A 16,079-nucleotide genomic window follows, 5' to 3' on the forward strand; every position below is an offset into this window, starting at 1 on the left:
AGATCCAGCTTGTTTCCTTTAAAATTGATGTTTATCCCTTAGATCAATTGATTTGGCTGTTTACTGAATTTTAAAGAAAAAAGTTTTAACAGGAAAAAATATTGAATTCGAAGTCTGATCGTTTGGGGGGCATCCTTCACAATCTTTAGGTTTTACAAGATTAATTGTCTAGCTTTGATCTGTTGTAGCACTTGCGGATTGATTGCAGAGTTTTCCTTCGGCCCTTCGTTATGCGGCAAATTGAACTAATAACTACCTCATTTAGTTTCTTTTAAGTTACACATTCAAGTTTAAAGTAATAAAATTTCCAGGGACTCAGAGAGAAATTTTTTCCAAAAATTATTCACACAGAAAGGGAATTCACAAATAAAGACATATACTTCCCTGGTAATGTCAAAATAGGTAGATGTAAATTCTTCTCGTAATAGAAGAATTCAAGTGGAGCCCCTCGTAAAACAATTTAATACATGTCTTTTAAAAATTTAAATCTTATATCCCCAATCCTTGAGGCTCTGGAACAAGAGGGATATACTCAGCCTACGTCTATTCAGTCTCAGGCAATTCCTTTTATTCTTGAAAAGAAAGATTTGCTTGGTTGTGCTCAGACGGGAACAGGAAAAACTGCTGCTTTCGCTTTGCCGATATTGCAATTGCTTGAAAATAAAATTACAGATAACAGAGGGAAAAGAACTGTAAAGTCTTTAATACTTACTCCGACGAGAGAACTAGCGATTCAGATAGGAGATAGTTTCTCAGCCTATGGAAGAAATACAAGAGTAAATCATGCTGTTATTTTTGGAGGGGTATCTCAGAATCCCCAGGTTGAAGCTCTAAAAAGAGGAGTAGATATACTAGTAGCGACTCCTGGAAGGCTTTTGGATCTTATGAACCAGGGATTTATCAGACTGGATCATATTGAGATATTTGTTCTGGATGAAGCTGACAGAATGCTGGATATGGGCTTTATTCATGATATCAAAAAGATTTTGACCAAGCTTCCGGCTAAGAAACAGTCATTGTTCTTTTCAGCTACGATGGCTCCGGAAATAAAAAATCTGGCAGAATCAATTCTTGTAAATCCGAAAAAAGTAGAAGTAGCTCCTGTTTCATCTGCTGCTGAAACAGTGAATCAATCTGTATACTATGTTGAGAAATCCAACAAAAAAGGGTTGTTGATTCATTTGCTAAAAGATCCTGCTATTCCGGAGGCTTTGATATTTACGAGAACCAAACATGGCGCGGACAGAATCAGCAAGGACCTGACCAAAGCAGGTATAACAGCAGAAGCCATTCATGGCAATAAGTCTCAGAATGCAAGACAAAGAGCATTGGAAAATTTCAAGCTAAAGAAAATAAGGGTACTCGTTGCTACAGACATTGCTGCCAGGGGGATTGATATTGAAAAGCTTTCTCACGTAATTAACTTTGAGCTGCCAAACGAGCCCGAAACCTATGTGCACAGAATAGGCAGAACAGGAAGGGCAGGAGCTAATGGTATTGCGATTGCTTTCTGTGATACAGAAGAACGTGTTTATCTCAGAGCTATCAATAAATTAATAGCAAAGGAAATACCTGTAATTAAAGAGCATCCTTTTGATGGGCCTGGTATTGAAGTTCCCCAGTCTAACAACTCTCGTCAGTCAACTGGTGCGAGGCAAAACCCGTCAGGTGGTGCAAAGCAGAATAGTAAACCTTCAGGTTCGGGCAAGCCTAAATGGTTCGGTAGAAAAAAGTCCAATGGCAATAATAAACAGAGTAACAATAACAACACTTCTAAAGGTGCCCTATAAATGGAGCAATAGAATATAGAATTTAAAGCCCTTCGGAGTAATACTCTGAAGGGCTTTTTAAATTTAAATAGATACTCTATAGTTAAGCTTTACTTCGTCACCGTGAAAACCTCTGAAGCCCCAGTTGTGAGCAGGAGCTTCCATTATGCAGATTTCAATATCGATTTCCGATATACCGATTTTTTCTTTTATCCTTTCAAATAACAATCTGACTAGTTTCTTTTTAGTTTCAACTGTTCTTCCTTCGATCATTATAAATTCAATAATGGTATAAGCTTCTGTACGTCCATCCGGATAATAAAAATCATCTTTTGCTAAACCTATGAATCTGTGAGCGCGCTTATCTTTTGGGAATTCCAAAGCTTCAACAACACATTCATGAATTACATCCGACAGACCTTTTTTTACAAGATCCAGTTTTTCTTTTAAACCATATATTTTTACCTGTGACATTGCTTTTTTATTTTTATTACAAAATAAAAATAAAAAATTAATACTGAACCCTTCTTCCTGAAAATTAAAGGCAAACAGACCACCATTATTGCTCCTGCATAGAACTATGTATATATTCGTAAAAATTATTTATTATCAGTAATGTCAAAAATTGTACTTGTAACCGGCGCTTCTTCAGGTATAGGAAAAGTGATCGCGGACTATCTGGCTTCTCAAGGCCATGTTGTATATGGTACTTCCAGGTCTATAAAACAAGAAGGTTTAAAGTTTAAAGCTCTTCCAATGGATGTATGTGACAACAACAGTGTAAAAGCTGCGATAGACCATATTATAAAAGAGAATGGCAAAATAGATGTTGTAATAAATAATGCAGGCATTGGAATTGCTGGAGGCTGTGAATACTTGTCATTATCTGATGCAGAGAAGGTAATGAGTACAAATTTTATCGGAGTAATCAGAGTGTGTCAGGCAGTTTTGCCTTCTATGAGAAATAATAAATCAGGTTTGATCATTAATATAAGCTCTATTGCATCTGAAATGGGGTTGCCTTATAGAAGTGTTTATAGCTCGAGCAAAGCCGCAGTAGATCGTTATACGGAAGCTTTAAGAGTAGAAACAAAGAAATTTGGAATCAAGGCATGTTGCATTCAGCCAGGGGGGATTAAGACAGACATCAGTGCTAATAGGCTATTTACTCCTGTTCCGGAAGGTAGTCCATATAAGGACAGTTTTGAAAGGGCTTATGATGCTATTAATAAAAGTGTAAGTAAAGGTCTGGAGCCGGAAGTATTCGGGCCGCTTATTGAATCGATCATGAAAGCCGATAAGGTTAAGAGGATTTACAGAGTTGGTAAAGTAACTGAAAAGCTCTCGGTGATTATTAAAAAGATTGTACCTGATCATATGTTTGAACGTATCATTGCAGGATTTTACAAGATTTGATACTGATGAATTTTAAATAAAAAAATCCCTGTTCTGCAGGGATTTTTTTATTATAAAAACAAGGCTTCCGCCTGTTGTATAGATTCTGGTTTTCCTACATCCAATAAGATGTCTGAAGTATGGTCAAATCCCATGATAGTGTGTTTACTGCATAAATCAAGGTATACATCAACCATTGAAAATTTACCTTCCTGTTTTATCAGATCAAATATTTCCGGCTCAATAATATGGATTCCACTGAAAGCCTTTTGCGTTAAATCAGCTCCTGTCTTCTTTATTTTCTCTTCACCTGTTTTGGTATTCTTCCACCCACATAGTTCATTTTTCTTATTGAATAGAAAATATCTGGAAGTCTCACGTCTTGTCACGGCAAGGGTTGCAAGAGCTTTTCCGGCATTGTGAAATGCTATCATTTTGTCTATTGCAAGATTGGTGAGCATATCCACATTCATCACTAGAAAGGGAGTGGTGCCTTTTAGAAAAGAAGAGGCCTTTTTTAGACCGCCGCCTGTTTCAAGCAGGGAATCCGTTTCATCGGAAATACTGATTTTGCAGCCGAAGTTATTATGCTCTTTTAAGAAAGAGATGATCTGATCCGGAAAATGGTGAACATTTATGACAAATTCCTTTATTCCATATCCTTTAAGATATTCGATATTCCTTTGTAACAAAGGCTTGTTATTCACAACGGCCAGCGCTTTAGGATGGTTTTCCGTAAAGGGTTTTAAGCGGGTTCCTAAACCTGCAGCAAAAATCATTGCCTTCATAAAAATAGAATCTGATTTATTTAGTTAACCCAGTTTTTTGCGTCCTGAATGCAGTGTTGTAATTCAACTTTAACTCCAAACTTTTGCTGAAGATGCTTAGCAAGACTGTCTGCCGCAAACACACTTCTGTGTTGTCCGCCAGTACAACCAAAACTTACCATCAGACTATCAAAGTCTCGCTTCAGATAATCTGTTACACTAATATCGACAAGACTATATACATGTTGCAGGAAAACTGGCATTTCTGTTTGATAAAGCAGGAAATCCTGAACAGGTTTATCTCTTCCTGTAAGTTTTTTATAAGCCTCATATCTTCCGGGATTCAGAATACCTCTGCAATCAAATACAAAGCCTCCGCCATTTCCTGATAGATCTTCAGGATGGCCGGTTTTATAGGAGAAGCTGCAGATTTTAACAACTAACTTACTATCCTTTTCTGCCTTTATGTTTTCAAAACGTTTAACGATGTCTTCTTCCACCATAGCATTCAGCACCTTCTCCAGCTCCGGCAGACGGATTGGAATTCCTTTGTTTTCAAGAAACCACCTTAAGTTTCTTAATGCGAATGGAATACTGCTTATAAAATGAGGTTTGCGTTCAAAGAGTCCACGGAAACCATATGCTCCAAGAGTTTGAAGCATTCTAATAAGAACAAAGCCACGGTATATATCTAAGAAATCTTTTTTGTTTAGCTGATTTCCCAATAGATCATTTACTCTGTCAAAATAATAAAGAACAAGTTCATCTCTCCATTCGAATGGTAAAGCGGCTTTGGCCTGCCATAGCATTGAAGCTACATCATACTGAAGAGCGCCTTGCATGCCTCCCTGATAATCGATAAAGTATACTTTATCATCTTTTACCATTACATTTCTGCTCTGACAATCCCTATGCATGAAATACTTGTTGCGCTCTTGCATTAGGTAATAGCTGAGCATTTCGAAGTCATTCAACAAAAGATTCTTGTCGTAATTAAGCTTAAGTGCTCTCAGGAAGTAATATTTAAAATAGAGCAAATCGGAATAGATCGCCTGTCTGTCAAATGATCGGGTAGCAATACAGTAGTCGTAGTTCAAGCCTGTTCCACCCTGAATCTGAAGCTGAGCTAGTTGAGCAAAGGTTTTCTGATACAATTCAAAAGTACGGTCTGTATAACCCTCATTCTGAACTATATCAAACAAAGAGGTATCCCCGAGATCTGCCTGAATATAGAATTGCTTATCAGCACTGGAGTGGAAAACTTCCGGAACAGCAAGTTGCTTGCTGGCAAAATGCCTTGAAAATTCCAGAAATGCTGAGTTTTCCGGAGTGTTGTTATTATAGGTGACGATATATGATCGAGGAGCCGTTTTGACCCTGAAATATTGTCTGTCACTTCCTGCCTGAGCCAGTTGTCTGACTTCCTCCACGGGTATTTCAGGTTTCCAGCTTTCAAAAAATGCTTTTACTTGTTCTATAATAATTGTAGACATGTTGCTTCTGATTTCTAAAGGAGGTAAAATCTCCTGTTTTTAAATTTGGATTTGAATATTCTATATTCTTTTTTTATTACAAAGTAAATAAAACAATAAATAGTTGTCAGTAATTCATTTTTATAAAAAAGTTATTTTTGGTAAAGTGAAATCATAGATTTAAGTTGTTGATTTTCAAGGATTTTTTAAAGGATGGGTGGAGAAAGGTATAATAACTCCATTCAATAAAAATCACGTATACCAGGGAAGTTTTTTTAATGAAATATGAGTATTAGAAAAATTATTTTCTCAGTCTTTATTCTGGGGTTCATGTTTGACCATATCTGCCTGGCAAATATGGCTTCTCCATATAGAAAAGGTACATTAACTGGCACTGCCATGACAAGCAATGGTATTGATATTCTAAAGGAGAAAATCTTTATCCTGATCAATATAGAAGACCATACGGCTCTATATAAAGTTGATTACTATATAAAATGTGACTCTTCGGGAATGCAGATTCCTTTACTTTTTTATGCTGTCGAGTACAAGGATAATTTCAGAGTATGGTTAGATGATGCGGAAATCAAAGTTGAAGCTATTCCCGAATCTTATATACCTAATAGCAACAAGCCACTGAATAAGATTTATATGTCCTTAGTTGGACCAGGTTCCAAGGATTATTTTAAACCTTATCGGAATCAGGAATTAAGTGAGGAAATGATTGTCTTTAATGATTTCAAGTATTTTGAAACAGACCTTTTTAAAGGGGCACATCATATACATGTAGAATATACTGCTAATGCCTCAATAGAATTATTGGAATGGGAAAAAAAATATTCTTTCAAATATTTCTTGTATCCCGCGAAATTCTGGCGGTCTTTCAACTCTATCGAAATAGCTGTGAAAATTTCAAATGATGACTCGGACCTGAAAACTAATCTGGGCAATCCTACTTTAGGTACCTTTGATTCAGCAGCAATCTGGAAGTTTGATAAACTCCCGGCTGATGAAATAGAGCTTTCATATAAACCCCAGATCAATCTTTTCGGAAGAGCTTTAATACTAGTTGATCCGTTAGGAATGACAATTCTATTTTCAATTTTCATATCTATATGGCATTATCGACGGATCAAAGACTATAGAGTAAAAGAACATGAAAAAAAATATTCATGGGTTGTAATTGCAGGAAGTATAGTTCTTCCATTTATTATACTCATTTGGTATATATTTACATATGAAATAATTGATGCAGTTATTGGACCGGAGGCTAGCCGTTATCATGGCTATACATTTCTGGTTATAATTTTTTATCCTTTGATAATGCCTGTCTATTGGATCATTATGTGGCAGCTGGATAGGAGGATAAAGAAGAAAATAATATATTCAATCAATCAAAGTTTATGACAAATTTTTGAGATGCATATAATTAAACTTAAGATCAGGGGCGGAAAAATTGCGGATAAGGAATTCTTTAATGATGTATTCAATCGGTATAATTTTTTCGAACAAATGGGGTATTACTTAAATGGATTATTTAAAAGTAGTCAAATTATTAACCTTGAATGGCAGTATGAATCAATAAATGATGGCCTGGAATTAAACTTGTTCTGTCCCGAAAAAGATTCTTATAAAGACAAGTACTCTACCAAGTTAACTAAGGATACTAAAAACAAAATATTTACAGAATTTCAATGCTCCTTTGATTTTGTTTATATAGGCCTTGATCCTGAATTTGAAGAACAATCATTCTAGAAAAACCAAAATTTTTAATCTTAAAGTCTAACCGTATTTCCCCGATCTATGACGGAGATTCAATGGACCAGATCCCATTATACAAATTACCGTATACCTACAAAGGAGAATCTTTTATTGATATCATTGATTGGAACAGGGACTATGACCATATTGAAGGACTTTGGTATAGTGGATATGGAGGCGAGGTATGGACCTCTGATCAATTAAGCAACCCAAACAGTGAATTGAATAAAAAGGGTAGAAATTGTTGTGCTAATCTTGAAAAAATTACCGGAGTACCTACATATTATTACCTGTTTTATAATGCACAAATTTCAGGTACAGAAGATGTTATCGTGAGAACTTGTCCTAGTTGTAAAGGTGACTGGACTTTAGAAGAGCAATCTTACTTTAATCTTCACAACTGTAAATGTGATCAGTGCAGACTTGTGTCTACTATGAGTTTTTAATGTTAAGTATAAGTATGAACTTTAAAATAAATCAAGATTATCTTAAAATTATATTGCGGGTAAGCATGGCGTTAGTCTGGTTTATTAATGGGTTGTTCTGCAAGCTTTTAAATATGGTGCCTCGTCACCAGGAAATTGTCGGACGAATTCTGGGTGAGAATCATGCTTTTCTGATTACAAAGGCTATTGGGGTAGGAGAGTTGTTTATGGTAGTCTGGATATTCAGCCGAATAAAATCCAAATGGTGCTCAATCGCTCAAATTGGACTTGTAGTTACAATGAACATTATCGAAGCCATTCTGGCTCCTGACCTGCTTCTGTTTGGTCGGGGAAATTTATTTATCGCATTGCTATTTGTTATTGCAGTTTATATCAATGAATTTTTACTAGTAGGAATTAATACAACATCAGAAAATGCTGTCTCTTAAAAATCATCCGTTTGCCGTAGAGACTTTTTTTGAAAGTTCTCTCGTCCTTACTTACGCTGTACCTAAGGAACAACTTCAAAGCCTTATTCCTCCATGTCTTGAATTAGATACTTTTAAAGATAAATGGGGATTCGTGGCGGTTGCGCTCGTGCAGACTAAAGACCTTAGACCTAAAGGCGCTCCTAAGTTTATGGGTAACGATTTTTTTCTTGCCGGATTTCGAATATTTGTGAAATTTAATAATGATAGAGGAAAGAGGCTCAGAGGCCTATATATATTAAAGTCAGAAACTAATAAAAGAAAGATGTCTTTCTTTGGAAATATTTTTACTCATTACAAATATACTACAACAGACATTATACTAAAGAGCAATAAAGAATCTATTTCTGTATCATCTGTTAAATCAGCATTTGATATTGAAGTAAGTTTAACTGAAAATGCTACGCTCCCTTATGGTTCACCTTTTAACGACTGGAAAGAAGCCAGAAGATACGCAGGGCCGTTACCATATACCTTTACCTATAATGCTTTTACTTCAGAAGTCTTAATCATAGAAGGCGTAAGGGAATCATGGATACCGAAGCCTGTAGAAGTTATTAAAGAAAATGTAGGGTTTTTAAATCAAAAAGGTTTTGAAGGAATACAGCTGGCAAATGCCTTTTTAATACAGAATATCCCTTACTATTGGAAAAAAGGAGTGCTAGAAAAATGGACAAGACATTAAGAAAACCATTTCAAGGAGTAACCAATATCATTCTGTTTAACTGGCATACCTTTGTCATAGCTTTGGTATTTGTATTATTATTGACAATCGGAAAGTATTGTTTTCTGGATAATATTATTATCACTGCCACTATCTTTGCTACATTGCTCAGTATTGTGATTTCTCTTGTTACATCACTTTATGTTTATGATTTAACAGACTTGTATAAGCTCAGTTTTCTTGATAAACTTATTACATTAAAGCCTGCATCACTTGTTAATATTAATGCAGGATTTGATGAAATAAGTGAAGTGGTAAAAAAGAAATATCCGAACTCAAAATTTTCTGTTTTTGATTTTTATGATCCCTTACTGCATACAGAAATTTCCATTGAAAGGGCAAGAAAGCTGTACAAACCCTATCAGGACACACAGGTAATCAATACTAAGGCAGTTCCATTAGAAGAAGGTAGTGTTGATGTAATACTACTTATGTTCGCTGCTCATGAAATAAGAAATGAAGGAGAAAGGACATTTTTCTTTGAACAGTTGAGGAAAGCGATAACAATCCAGGGAATGATCATAGTGGTTGAACATCAAAGAGACCTTATAAATTTTGTTGCTTATAATATCGGTTTCTTTCATTTTTATTCTAAGAATAATTGGCTTAAAGTCTTTACTGAAGCTGGTTTGGAAGTTTCGAAAGAAATAAAAATTACACCGTTTATATCTGGCTTTGCACTTAAAAAGTATGGAACTGCATCTTAAAATCATCGGTATTATTTCCATGATACTTGCTGTCATTCATGTTATTTTCCCAAAATATTTTGACTGGGAAAATGAATTGCAGTCTGTTAGCCTGATCAATAAACAACTTATGTATGTCCATACATTTTTTATTGCTCTCGTCGTATTGCTGTTTGGAATGTTTTGTTTTTTCAGTGCAAATGAGTTGTTGAATACAAAACTAGGAAAACAAGTGGTGCTTGCATTGACGGTTTTCTGGGGGCTCAGGTTGCTGTTTCAGTTTTTTGTATACTCACCCAGGCTCTGGAGAGGAAAGGCATTAGAGACTTTTGTTCATATAATCTTCTCTGTCATCTGGACTTATTTTACTGTTGTATTTTTAATGGCTTATCTCTTTTGAGAATTTAATTTGATGAGACTGGGATTTGCAGAAGAACTTTATGATTCATCCCTGATTAAGGAAGTTGATGTTATTTGCCCTTCCTGCAGTTCAAAGGCAAGATATAAGGCCTTCGAGTTAGCTAATACTTATGTGGTTAAGCCAGGTCCTTATGGAATCTTCACCTGTCCTGCATGCGGAATGAATAAAAAATTTTTATTGAAGGATTTAATGTATTTTTATCACATTAAAGTAGGAAATCGCTTACTGGTCGCCAGATCCAGAGGTAACTTTATCGCTCTTAGAAATTTTTTTGACTTTGGATTTAAAGAAAATATACATGCCGATATCGATATTGATTTCCCTAAATCATTTTATGAACACAGAAAATCTATTGTAAAACAAATTGATTCGTTTTTAAAAAATGAAACCGGAAACAATTACAAATAATCAATTCGGGACATAACAGATTTGTATACTCCTTCGCATCTGGAACCCGCGAATCTGAAGAGGTCTACATCTACTTTAAATTTTGAATATAATTCTTCTTTTAAAAAAGATTTAGCTCTGTGCAATCTGGTTTTTACATTTTCTTCTGAGATGTCAAGTTGCATGGCGGTTTCATGAACACTTAATAGTTCTATTTCCCTCATCACATATACGCTTCTAAGATTGTCAGGTAAATTATCTATTGCATTTTCAAGGATATATTTTAACTCTTCATTATTTAATTCAGAATCCAGACTTTTTTGATGGTCTATAATGTCTTCAGTATCTGTTGAAAGAGGAGTGAGGTTACGTTTTTTTAAAAGTGTAGCATTGGCATTATTAATCAGGATTCTGGTAAGCCAGGTAGAAAACTGAGCTTCTTTTCTGAATTGAGCCAGATTTTGATAAGCCTTTAGATAGGTTTCCTGAATGATGTCTTCCAGGTCAGCATCTTTGCCGACGATTGATCTTGCTATTCTATAAAGTCTTTGGTTGTATTTCTGGATCAACAGGCCATATAGACTTTTATTGCCGCTTTTAATTTGATCAATAATTTCATCTTCTTCCATAATTTATTAATACGCAGGTTGTATGATTCAGAAATAAGGATGTAAGGATAAGTTTTTTTTCTATAAAAAAAAATTGAACAATTTTCTGTAACCTTTTACCTGAACTGTTATCTAATATATAGAAAGCAGACCTGAGTCTTTTAGATAAAGGTTAATTATCTGATTATTAATAGGGAATTAATTAGGTAAAATTTTTTTTGCTCTGCACCATATACCTGGGGAGGAATTGGATAGCTTATTGCAGAGCTGTTTGGTCTGAAATATTTCAGACTAAATCCAATTAGGAGAGGAACAATTCCTCTCCTTTTATTTTAAGGCAGTGTGAGATCTACAGTCTTATCAATTACATCTGCATCTTTCAAATTGTGTTGACCGTCAAGAGCTATTTCTTCTGCCAAAACTCTGTCTGATGGGACAGCCGTGCCTATCAGGCCTTTTTCTTCTTTAGTAATTCCACAATCAGAAGGAATGTGAGCGCTATTATCTGTGATAGTTTTGAAAGCTAATGAGCGTGCTTTTTTAGAATGATAAATTGCTTTTTGATACTGGTTTCTAATATACATTTTCTTGGCAAACTGTTGGTGTCTTAGAGCATTAACATAATCGCCGTTGTAAACCTTCCCTCTTTTAATTGCCGAGTGAGCAGTAGTAATAGCTTTGTTGGTCCTGGTAAGAAATTGTTTTGTTTGTGCTTTAGTCACCTGACTAATGCTAGCTTCAAGTGGTATAAACATTACCATCATGAAGAGTATAATTAAATAGTTTCTCATAAGTTAATAGAATTTGTTGAATTTGAAGGTAATAATATATGATAAAATAGTAATAAAAAGGTAAAAAATGGCATTTTGTTTATTTAAATCTAATAATTTATCCCCGTTTTTTTAGGTTTTATAGTTAAGTGTTTGAATATTAGTAAATTTAACTCTTCTTCTAATACCTTGATAATAGTGTTGCAACAATTAATTTATTTGACGTCTAATCATTAAAAGGAAATATATGCAATCTACTTTGTCTGTTATGTTAACTATTAAAAGTGAAGTAGTGAAATCATTAATGATTGATGGACAGGAGTGTTTACAGGCTAGTTATATATGTCTATATGAAGGAGAAATGCATGGGATAGGCATAGTTGCTACAGTGCCCTTTGGAAATGAGGAACAGATCTATGGCATTGAAAGATTTTCAGGAACCATTGGAGAAATGTCAGGGACTTTTGTCCTAGAAAGCTACGGAATCGAAGGGCGTGGAGAGGGTAAGAGGATAAAGACAATAGTTTCTGATTCAGGTACTAAAGACTTTGTAGGAATTACAGGAGCTATGACTTTAGTTTCAGTAAATGATAAAAAAATTGAATTAGCATTTATTTGCGAATTTGAATCTAAATTAACCAAAGAGGATCAGCCTTTATCTGAATAGGATCACCAGTTTGAGGATGGTTAAAGTACAATGAAGATGCATGGAGGGCAATGGAATTAGGAGCATATTCAAATTTAGATCCATATAAAGCATCTCCAAGAATAGGACAACCTGAGGCTGCCAATTGAGCTCTGATCTGGTGAAATTTACCGGTATGCAAACGAATATCCCATAAATGAAAATTATTTTTATAGGGAGTTATTTTATAATCAAGTAAAACTTTTTCGGCTTCTGCATGTAAAGGATCCACAATTACCGCTTGCTTGTTTTTTTTATCTTTCCATAAATAATTTTCAAGCTTTCCTTCTTTGATTGTTGGAGCTGTTTCAGTTATAGCCTGGTAATATTTCTTCACTTGCCTATTTGCAAATTGCTCGCTAAGATTTTTTAAAACTGATTTTTTTCTGGCAAATAGCACAATGCCACTTACAGGCCTGTCAAGACGATGTACATGCTGAACATATATTTCTTTAGATTTTGGGCGCAGACTCCGCTCATATTTCTGCACTTGCTGAAGTAAATTGGGATGCCCATTTCTATCCGGCTCAACCATTAAACTACAGGGCTTATTTATTACAAGAATACTGGAGTCTTCAAATAGAATATGATCTGGAACATTGATTTTGATAGACATGGAGGCAAATAAATAATTCAGCAACTCAAAGCTAATAAATATGGGGAAGGTTAAAAAACTAATAAAATATTATTCTGCCTAATCCGTCTTTCAAAAGAAAAATATGAAAGCTGCTACAGAAAGAAAAATCATGAGATGGTTGCATCTCATTCTAAGCATTCCAATAATTGGTTTTATATATGGTCCGGTAGCTGATATACCCGAAGCTGCTTTTGCTACCCGTTTTGTTTTTGTACCAATTGTGATTCTTTCTGGCATCTACATGTGGAAAGGTCATTTGTTGAGGAAGTTTATAAGTCGAAAGGTTTAGATTTATGCGGAATTTTAATATTTAAATTATTCTCTTAAATTGCCTGAAATTTAAATGATTAATCAGCTATGAAAAATTTCAATTTATCACCCAAAAGTAAAGATGACATCAGCGATTTGGTGCGTATGTTGCAGGAAGATATAATTCCCAAATACAATTACCTGCGAGAAATCGATTTCCCTAGTGAGCAAGAGTTGGAAGAAATAAAAGGTCTAAAGGAAATGTGGGAATTGATTCAACCCATTATTGAGTCTTATACTTATGCTTTACAGAACAGCCTGCTTCAAACTAGTAAGGACATATTTATTAATGCAAAACTTGAGGCTGAAAAAGGGAACAAAGAGGCAGAGATGTTTTACGAAAAGCTAAAAGACTCTTACAAAGCGATGGTAGAAGAGGAGTTAAGTGAACAGAGTAATTAATAGTAGATAAAAAAGCCCCCGGTTTTCGGGGGCTTTTGTTACCAATCACTTTTCTTTGCCGGATCGTTTTGTGCTTCTTTTACTTTTTTCTTGAACTCTTCAATCAGAGCGTTCACTTGAACTTGTGTAGAATTTTTGATATATACCCAGCTTTTCGCAAGCATTGCATCCTTTCCGCAATCTGCCGTGGTGTTTTCAAGTTTGCCACCAGAGCCAGCTCCATTTTGCCCTTCATGCACAAAGTCAGTTAAGATATATCTGTATTTTCCTGCTTTACAAAAAACTGAAAAAGTAAATTTTACAATTCCTTTATCTTTTTTTCCTGGTTTTACTGCCTCATATTCCACTGGTATTTGAGCATTAAATACAATAGTATAAGCGGCATCATCCTGACTTTTTACTGGCCAGTTTTTAGCTTTCCCAAAATCCTGTGCTATAATGAATACATCTTTCTCTGTTAAAGGAGCGGATTCAACAATATTGATAAAAGTTATTTTACCTGTATTCTGATCAACAGGCAAAGTTTGGCCCTTTGAAGTAAAGGCAATAAACAATAAAATAACAAGCGTTTTTAAACTGTTTCGTAACATAAATTTTTCGTGAATTTTCATTTGAAAATGGTAAAAAAATCGAAAAAAGAAAAAAAAATATCCATATTTTCCTATTCCGATAATTTATATGCTTTTTTTATTGGCATCAAACTGTCTTAATGATTAATTTGTTTCATTGTTTGAAATCAAAAATCCTATATAAGCATGTTAAAGGCAGAAATGCACACCAGCAAAGGTGTAATGAAAATTGAGTTTTACGAAAAAGACGCTCCGAACACTGTAAAGAATTTTGTGAAATTATCTCAAATGGGATTCTACGACGGACTTTCTTTTCACAGAGTTATTCCAAATTTTGTAATTCAGGGAGGTTGCCCTAACGGAGATGGCAGAGGTGGTCCTGGATACCACATTAAATGTGAATTAGAAGGTGAGAACCAATTCCATGACCGTGGTGTACTTTCAATGGCCCATGCAGGAAGAAACACAGGCGGTTCTCAGTTCTTTATATGCCACAGCAGAGCTAATACTAAACACCTGGACAGAAACCATACCTGTTTCGGAAAAGTTACTGAAGGCGTAGATATCGTTGATCAGATCAAACAAGGTGATAAGATTGTAAAGGTGGTAATTATAGAAGGTTAATCACTTTAATTGAGGTAATTCTGAAAGCTAAGAACTAAAGGTTTTTAGCTTTCTTTTTTATACCTCATAATTTAATAATCCTCATCAATTCTTTGAATAATCTGAATGACAATCTCGTGATTGTCTCCTTCTTTATCTTCAATTTTAAAAATGACCTTAGGATTGTCCTCTTTTAATCTTTTATCTACGGCTACAATCTTGTTTGGCTTTATTTTTTCTTCAAAGCTTTTGGTCAAATTCTCAATAACTTTCGCAAATTTCACTTCCAGTGTGCTGGGATTGTATAGTAACGTTTTCATAAAATTTCCTCCAAGAACTGGTCTATAAATAAAACATTATATAGAGAAATAAAATTTCTTGAATAAAGGAACGAACTGCCGGATATTCAGGTTTGTCAGAAATGAAGAACAGAATACTCATTCCTATTTTTACACTTCTTTTTGTGATTTGCACAGCTGGTTCAGGAAAGGTCACAAATGCCGTAAATGATTTTACTATAAGAAAATCGATAAAATCTAATGTCGGAGTTACATTTGATAATTTTGTAGACCAATTATTTTTGGCTTGCCAACTAGAGCATTCAGGCATGAAGAAAGCCATTTTTAGAAAAGCTCTTGTAGGGTATCTGAATATTAAAAACAAACAACTTCTTCAGGATAATTCGATACTTTCAGTTATAGACTATTCTAAAGCTTCAACAGAGAAAAGACTTTGGGTTATAGATTTGAAGGAAAAAAAGGTATTGTTTCATTCTCTTGTAGCACATGGAAGAAAAAGTGGAGACAATCTTGCAATTAATTTTTCAAATAAACTCAACTCAAATATGAGCTCCTTGGGTTTTTATAAAACCGGTAAGATTTATTTTGGTAAACATGGAAAGTCCTTAGTGCTTCATGGCCTGGATAAAAACTATAATTCCAATGCAGAAGGTAGATCCGTGGTTATTCATGCTGCTGACTATGTTTGTGAGGATTTTATTAAAACCAATGGTCGTCTGGGAAGGAGCCATGGTTGTCCTGCCGTATCTCCTGAAGAAAGTGATAAGATAATACAGCTACTTGAAGGGGGCTCGTGTTTGTTTATATACCACCCTGATTTAAAAACTGCCCGCTCTGAATATTTAAATGAAGCTGCTGCTATCAAGTATTATTCAAAGCTGGGCAATATGCTTTAATTAATT

Annotated in this window: 23 protein-coding genes; 15 read left to right on the forward strand and 8 right to left on the reverse strand. The window is 34.8% G+C overall.

What is annotated here, in order from left to right; translation table 11 throughout:
• Positions 1-467: 467 nt before the first annotated feature.
• Positions 468-1,790 carry a DEAD/DEAH box helicase gene (locus J7604_RS09970; protein ID WP_293894946.1) on the forward strand — a complete coding sequence of 441 codons (1,323 nt, stop codon included), beginning with the start codon at positions 468-470 and terminating at the stop codon, positions 1,788-1,790.
• Between the two features lie 63 nt (positions 1,791-1,853).
• Here J7604_RS09970 and J7604_RS09975 read toward each other — a convergent pair whose 3' ends face one another.
• On the reverse strand, positions 1,854-2,243 hold the full coding sequence (locus tag J7604_RS09975) for a tautomerase family protein (RefSeq protein WP_293894949.1): 390 nt from the start codon (positions 2,241-2,243) through the stop codon (positions 1,854-1,856).
• Positions 2,244-2,384: 141 nt separating this feature from the next.
• On the opposite strand from J7604_RS09975, the gene J7604_RS09980 reads away from it, so the two are divergent.
• Positions 2,385-3,185, forward strand: a complete 801-nt coding sequence (locus tag J7604_RS09980; protein ID WP_293894952.1) for an SDR family oxidoreductase — start codon at positions 2,385-2,387, stop codon at positions 3,183-3,185.
• 50 nt (positions 3,186-3,235) lie between these two features.
• Here the strand turns inward: J7604_RS09980 and J7604_RS09985 are convergent, their stop codons facing one another.
• Both J7604_RS09985 and J7604_RS09990 read right to left on the reverse strand, forming a co-directional pair.
• Positions 3,236-3,952, reverse strand: coding sequence for a nucleotidyltransferase family protein (locus J7604_RS09985; protein ID WP_293894955.1), 717 nt, complete (start codon positions 3,950-3,952; stop codon positions 3,236-3,238).
• Between the two features lie 20 nt (positions 3,953-3,972).
• On the reverse strand, positions 3,973-5,424 hold the full coding sequence (locus J7604_RS09990; protein WP_293894958.1) for an RNase adapter RapZ: 1,452 nt from the start codon (positions 5,422-5,424) through the stop codon (positions 3,973-3,975).
• 264 nt (positions 5,425-5,688) lie between these two features.
• On the opposite strand from J7604_RS09990, the gene J7604_RS09995 reads away from it, so the two are divergent.
• Genes J7604_RS09995 through J7604_RS10030 form a run of 8 tightly spaced genes read left to right on the forward strand, consistent with a single transcriptional unit; the run spans position 5,689 to position 10,316 of the window.
• Complete coding sequence (locus tag J7604_RS09995) at positions 5,689-6,810, forward strand: hypothetical protein (RefSeq protein ID WP_293894961.1); 1,122 nt, start codon at positions 5,689-5,691, stop codon at positions 6,808-6,810.
• Between the two features lie 12 nt (positions 6,811-6,822).
• Positions 6,823-7,158 (forward strand): hypothetical protein, encoded by a 336-nt coding sequence (locus tag J7604_RS10000; protein WP_293894964.1) that lies wholly within the window; start codon positions 6,823-6,825, stop codon positions 7,156-7,158.
• Positions 7,152-7,610 carry a DUF2310 family Zn-ribbon-containing protein gene (locus J7604_RS10005; protein WP_293895146.1) on the forward strand — a complete coding sequence of 153 codons (459 nt, stop codon included), beginning with the start codon at positions 7,152-7,154 and terminating at the stop codon, positions 7,608-7,610. Before J7604_RS10000 ends, J7604_RS10005 begins: the two co-directional genes overlap by 7 nt.
• A 14-nt stretch (positions 7,611-7,624) precedes the next feature.
• Positions 7,625-8,038 carry a DoxX-like family protein gene (locus J7604_RS10010; RefSeq protein WP_293894967.1) on the forward strand — a complete coding sequence of 138 codons (414 nt, stop codon included), beginning with the start codon at positions 7,625-7,627 and terminating at the stop codon, positions 8,036-8,038.
• Positions 8,025-8,762 (forward strand): DUF2071 domain-containing protein, encoded by a 738-nt coding sequence (locus tag J7604_RS10015; protein ID WP_293894970.1) that lies wholly within the window; start codon positions 8,025-8,027, stop codon positions 8,760-8,762. Before J7604_RS10010 ends, J7604_RS10015 begins: the two co-directional genes overlap by 14 nt.
• Complete coding sequence (locus J7604_RS10020; RefSeq protein WP_293894973.1) at positions 8,747-9,508, forward strand: methyltransferase; 762 nt, start codon at positions 8,747-8,749, stop codon at positions 9,506-9,508. Before J7604_RS10015 ends, J7604_RS10020 begins: the two co-directional genes overlap by 16 nt.
• Positions 9,492-9,887: a hypothetical protein gene (locus J7604_RS10025; RefSeq protein ID WP_293894976.1), complete on the forward strand. Its 396-nt coding sequence runs from the start codon at positions 9,492-9,494 to the stop codon at positions 9,885-9,887. Before J7604_RS10020 ends, J7604_RS10025 begins: the two co-directional genes overlap by 17 nt.
• 12 nt (positions 9,888-9,899) lie before the next feature.
• Positions 9,900-10,316: a hypothetical protein gene (locus J7604_RS10030; RefSeq protein ID WP_293894980.1), complete on the forward strand. Its 417-nt coding sequence runs from the start codon at positions 9,900-9,902 to the stop codon at positions 10,314-10,316.
• On the opposite strand, the gene J7604_RS10035 is transcribed toward J7604_RS10030, so the two are convergent.
• On the reverse strand, positions 10,307-10,924 hold the full coding sequence (locus J7604_RS10035; RefSeq protein ID WP_293894983.1) for an RNA polymerase sigma factor: 618 nt from the start codon (positions 10,922-10,924) through the stop codon (positions 10,307-10,309). The genes J7604_RS10030 and J7604_RS10035 overlap by 10 nt on opposite strands.
• Before the next feature lie 311 nt (positions 10,925-11,235).
• Positions 11,236-11,694: a hypothetical protein gene (locus tag J7604_RS10040; RefSeq protein WP_293894986.1), complete on the reverse strand. Its 459-nt coding sequence runs from the start codon at positions 11,692-11,694 to the stop codon at positions 11,236-11,238.
• Positions 11,695-11,920: 226 nt separating this feature from the next.
• On the opposite strand from J7604_RS10040, the gene J7604_RS10045 reads away from it, so the two are divergent.
• Positions 11,921-12,340, forward strand: coding sequence for a DUF3224 domain-containing protein (locus J7604_RS10045; RefSeq protein WP_293894989.1), 420 nt, complete (start codon positions 11,921-11,923; stop codon positions 12,338-12,340).
• Here the strand turns inward: J7604_RS10045 and J7604_RS10050 are convergent.
• Positions 12,303-12,974: an RluA family pseudouridine synthase gene (locus J7604_RS10050; RefSeq protein WP_293894992.1), complete on the reverse strand. Its 672-nt coding sequence runs from the start codon at positions 12,972-12,974 to the stop codon at positions 12,303-12,305. The genes J7604_RS10045 and J7604_RS10050 overlap by 38 nt on opposite strands.
• A gap of 103 nt (positions 12,975-13,077) precedes the next feature.
• Here J7604_RS10050 and J7604_RS10055 point away from each other — a divergent pair, with 103 nt between their 5' ends.
• On the forward strand, positions 13,078-13,284 hold the full coding sequence (locus tag J7604_RS10055) for a hypothetical protein (RefSeq protein ID WP_293894996.1): 207 nt from the start codon (positions 13,078-13,080) through the stop codon (positions 13,282-13,284).
• A gap of 68 nt (positions 13,285-13,352) precedes the next feature.
• Complete coding sequence (locus J7604_RS10060) at positions 13,353-13,706, forward strand: hypothetical protein (protein WP_293894998.1); 354 nt, start codon at positions 13,353-13,355, stop codon at positions 13,704-13,706.
• A 38-nt stretch (positions 13,707-13,744) separates the two neighbouring features.
• Here the strand turns inward: J7604_RS10060 and J7604_RS10065 are convergent, their stop codons facing one another.
• Positions 13,745-14,296 carry a hypothetical protein gene (locus J7604_RS10065; protein WP_293895001.1) on the reverse strand — a complete coding sequence of 184 codons (552 nt, stop codon included), beginning with the start codon at positions 14,294-14,296 and terminating at the stop codon, positions 13,745-13,747.
• Positions 14,297-14,461: 165 nt separating this feature from the next.
• Here J7604_RS10065 and J7604_RS10070 point away from each other — a divergent pair, with 165 nt between their 5' ends.
• On the forward strand, positions 14,462-14,899 hold the full coding sequence (locus J7604_RS10070) for a peptidylprolyl isomerase (RefSeq protein WP_293895004.1): 438 nt from the start codon (positions 14,462-14,464) through the stop codon (positions 14,897-14,899).
• A gap of 71 nt (positions 14,900-14,970) precedes the next feature.
• On the opposite strand, the gene J7604_RS10075 is transcribed toward J7604_RS10070, so the two are convergent.
• Positions 14,971-15,198: a hypothetical protein gene (locus J7604_RS10075; RefSeq protein WP_293895007.1), complete on the reverse strand. Its 228-nt coding sequence runs from the start codon at positions 15,196-15,198 to the stop codon at positions 14,971-14,973.
• A gap of 101 nt (positions 15,199-15,299) precedes the next feature.
• On the opposite strand from J7604_RS10075, the gene J7604_RS10080 reads away from it, so the two are divergent.
• Positions 15,300-16,073, forward strand: a complete 774-nt coding sequence (locus J7604_RS10080; RefSeq protein WP_293895010.1) for a murein L,D-transpeptidase catalytic domain family protein — start codon at positions 15,300-15,302, stop codon at positions 16,071-16,073.
• The last annotated feature ends 6 nt before the right edge of the window (positions 16,074-16,079 follow it).

Origin of the sequence: Sporocytophaga sp. (assembly GCF_017745095.1) — a bacterium.
Taxonomy (GTDB): Bacteria; Bacteroidota; Bacteroidia; order Cytophagales; family Cytophagaceae; genus Sporocytophaga.

Excerpts from the sequence above, each read along its gene's own strand:
- J7604_RS10080 (WP_293895010.1), top strand. The coding sequence starts at position 15,300 with ATGAAGAACAGAATACTCATTCCTATTTTTACACTTCTTTTTGTGATT.
- J7604_RS10045 (WP_293894989.1), top strand. The coding sequence starts at position 11,921 with ATGCAATCTACTTTGTCTGTTATGTTAACTATTAAAAGTGAAGTAGTG.
- J7604_RS10010 (WP_293894967.1), top strand. The coding sequence starts at position 7,625 with ATGAACTTTAAAATAAATCAAGATTATCTTAAAATTATATTGCGGGTA.
- J7604_RS09995 (WP_293894961.1), top strand. The coding sequence starts at position 5,689 with ATGAGTATTAGAAAAATTATTTTCTCAGTCTTTATTCTGGGGTTCATG.
- J7604_RS09990 (WP_293894958.1), bottom strand. The coding sequence starts at position 5,424 with ATGTCTACAATTATTATAGAACAAGTAAAAGCATTTTTTGAAAGCTGG.
- J7604_RS10075 (WP_293895007.1), bottom strand. The coding sequence starts at position 15,198 with ATGAAAACGTTACTATACAATCCCAGCACACTGGAAGTGAAATTTGCG.
- J7604_RS10025 (WP_293894976.1), top strand. The coding sequence starts at position 9,492 with ATGGAACTGCATCTTAAAATCATCGGTATTATTTCCATGATACTTGCT.
- J7604_RS10020 (WP_293894973.1), top strand. The coding sequence starts at position 8,747 with ATGGACAAGACATTAAGAAAACCATTTCAAGGAGTAACCAATATCATT.
- J7604_RS10060 (WP_293894998.1), top strand. The coding sequence starts at position 13,353 with ATGAAAAATTTCAATTTATCACCCAAAAGTAAAGATGACATCAGCGAT.
- J7604_RS10035 (WP_293894983.1), bottom strand. The coding sequence starts at position 10,924 with ATGGAAGAAGATGAAATTATTGATCAAATTAAAAGCGGCAATAAAAGT.
- J7604_RS10055 (WP_293894996.1), top strand. The coding sequence starts at position 13,078 with ATGAAAGCTGCTACAGAAAGAAAAATCATGAGATGGTTGCATCTCATT.
- J7604_RS10000 (WP_293894964.1), top strand. The coding sequence starts at position 6,823 with ATGCATATAATTAAACTTAAGATCAGGGGCGGAAAAATTGCGGATAAG.
- J7604_RS10040 (WP_293894986.1), bottom strand. The coding sequence starts at position 11,694 with ATGAGAAACTATTTAATTATACTCTTCATGATGGTAATGTTTATACCA.
- J7604_RS10015 (WP_293894970.1), top strand. The coding sequence starts at position 8,025 with ATGCTGTCTCTTAAAAATCATCCGTTTGCCGTAGAGACTTTTTTTGAA.
- J7604_RS10065 (WP_293895001.1), bottom strand. The coding sequence starts at position 14,296 with ATGTTACGAAACAGTTTAAAAACGCTTGTTATTTTATTGTTTATTGCC.
- J7604_RS10070 (WP_293895004.1), top strand. The coding sequence starts at position 14,462 with ATGTTAAAGGCAGAAATGCACACCAGCAAAGGTGTAATGAAAATTGAG.
- J7604_RS09980 (WP_293894952.1), top strand. The coding sequence starts at position 2,385 with ATGTCAAAAATTGTACTTGTAACCGGCGCTTCTTCAGGTATAGGAAAA.
- J7604_RS09975 (WP_293894949.1), bottom strand. The coding sequence starts at position 2,243 with ATGTCACAGGTAAAAATATATGGTTTAAAAGAAAAACTGGATCTTGTA.
- J7604_RS10030 (WP_293894980.1), top strand. The coding sequence starts at position 9,900 with ATGAGACTGGGATTTGCAGAAGAACTTTATGATTCATCCCTGATTAAG.
- J7604_RS10050 (WP_293894992.1), bottom strand. The coding sequence starts at position 12,974 with ATGTCTATCAAAATCAATGTTCCAGATCATATTCTATTTGAAGACTCC.
- J7604_RS09970 (WP_293894946.1), top strand. The coding sequence starts at position 468 with ATGTCTTTTAAAAATTTAAATCTTATATCCCCAATCCTTGAGGCTCTG.
- J7604_RS09985 (WP_293894955.1), bottom strand. The coding sequence starts at position 3,952 with ATGAAGGCAATGATTTTTGCTGCAGGTTTAGGAACCCGCTTAAAACCC.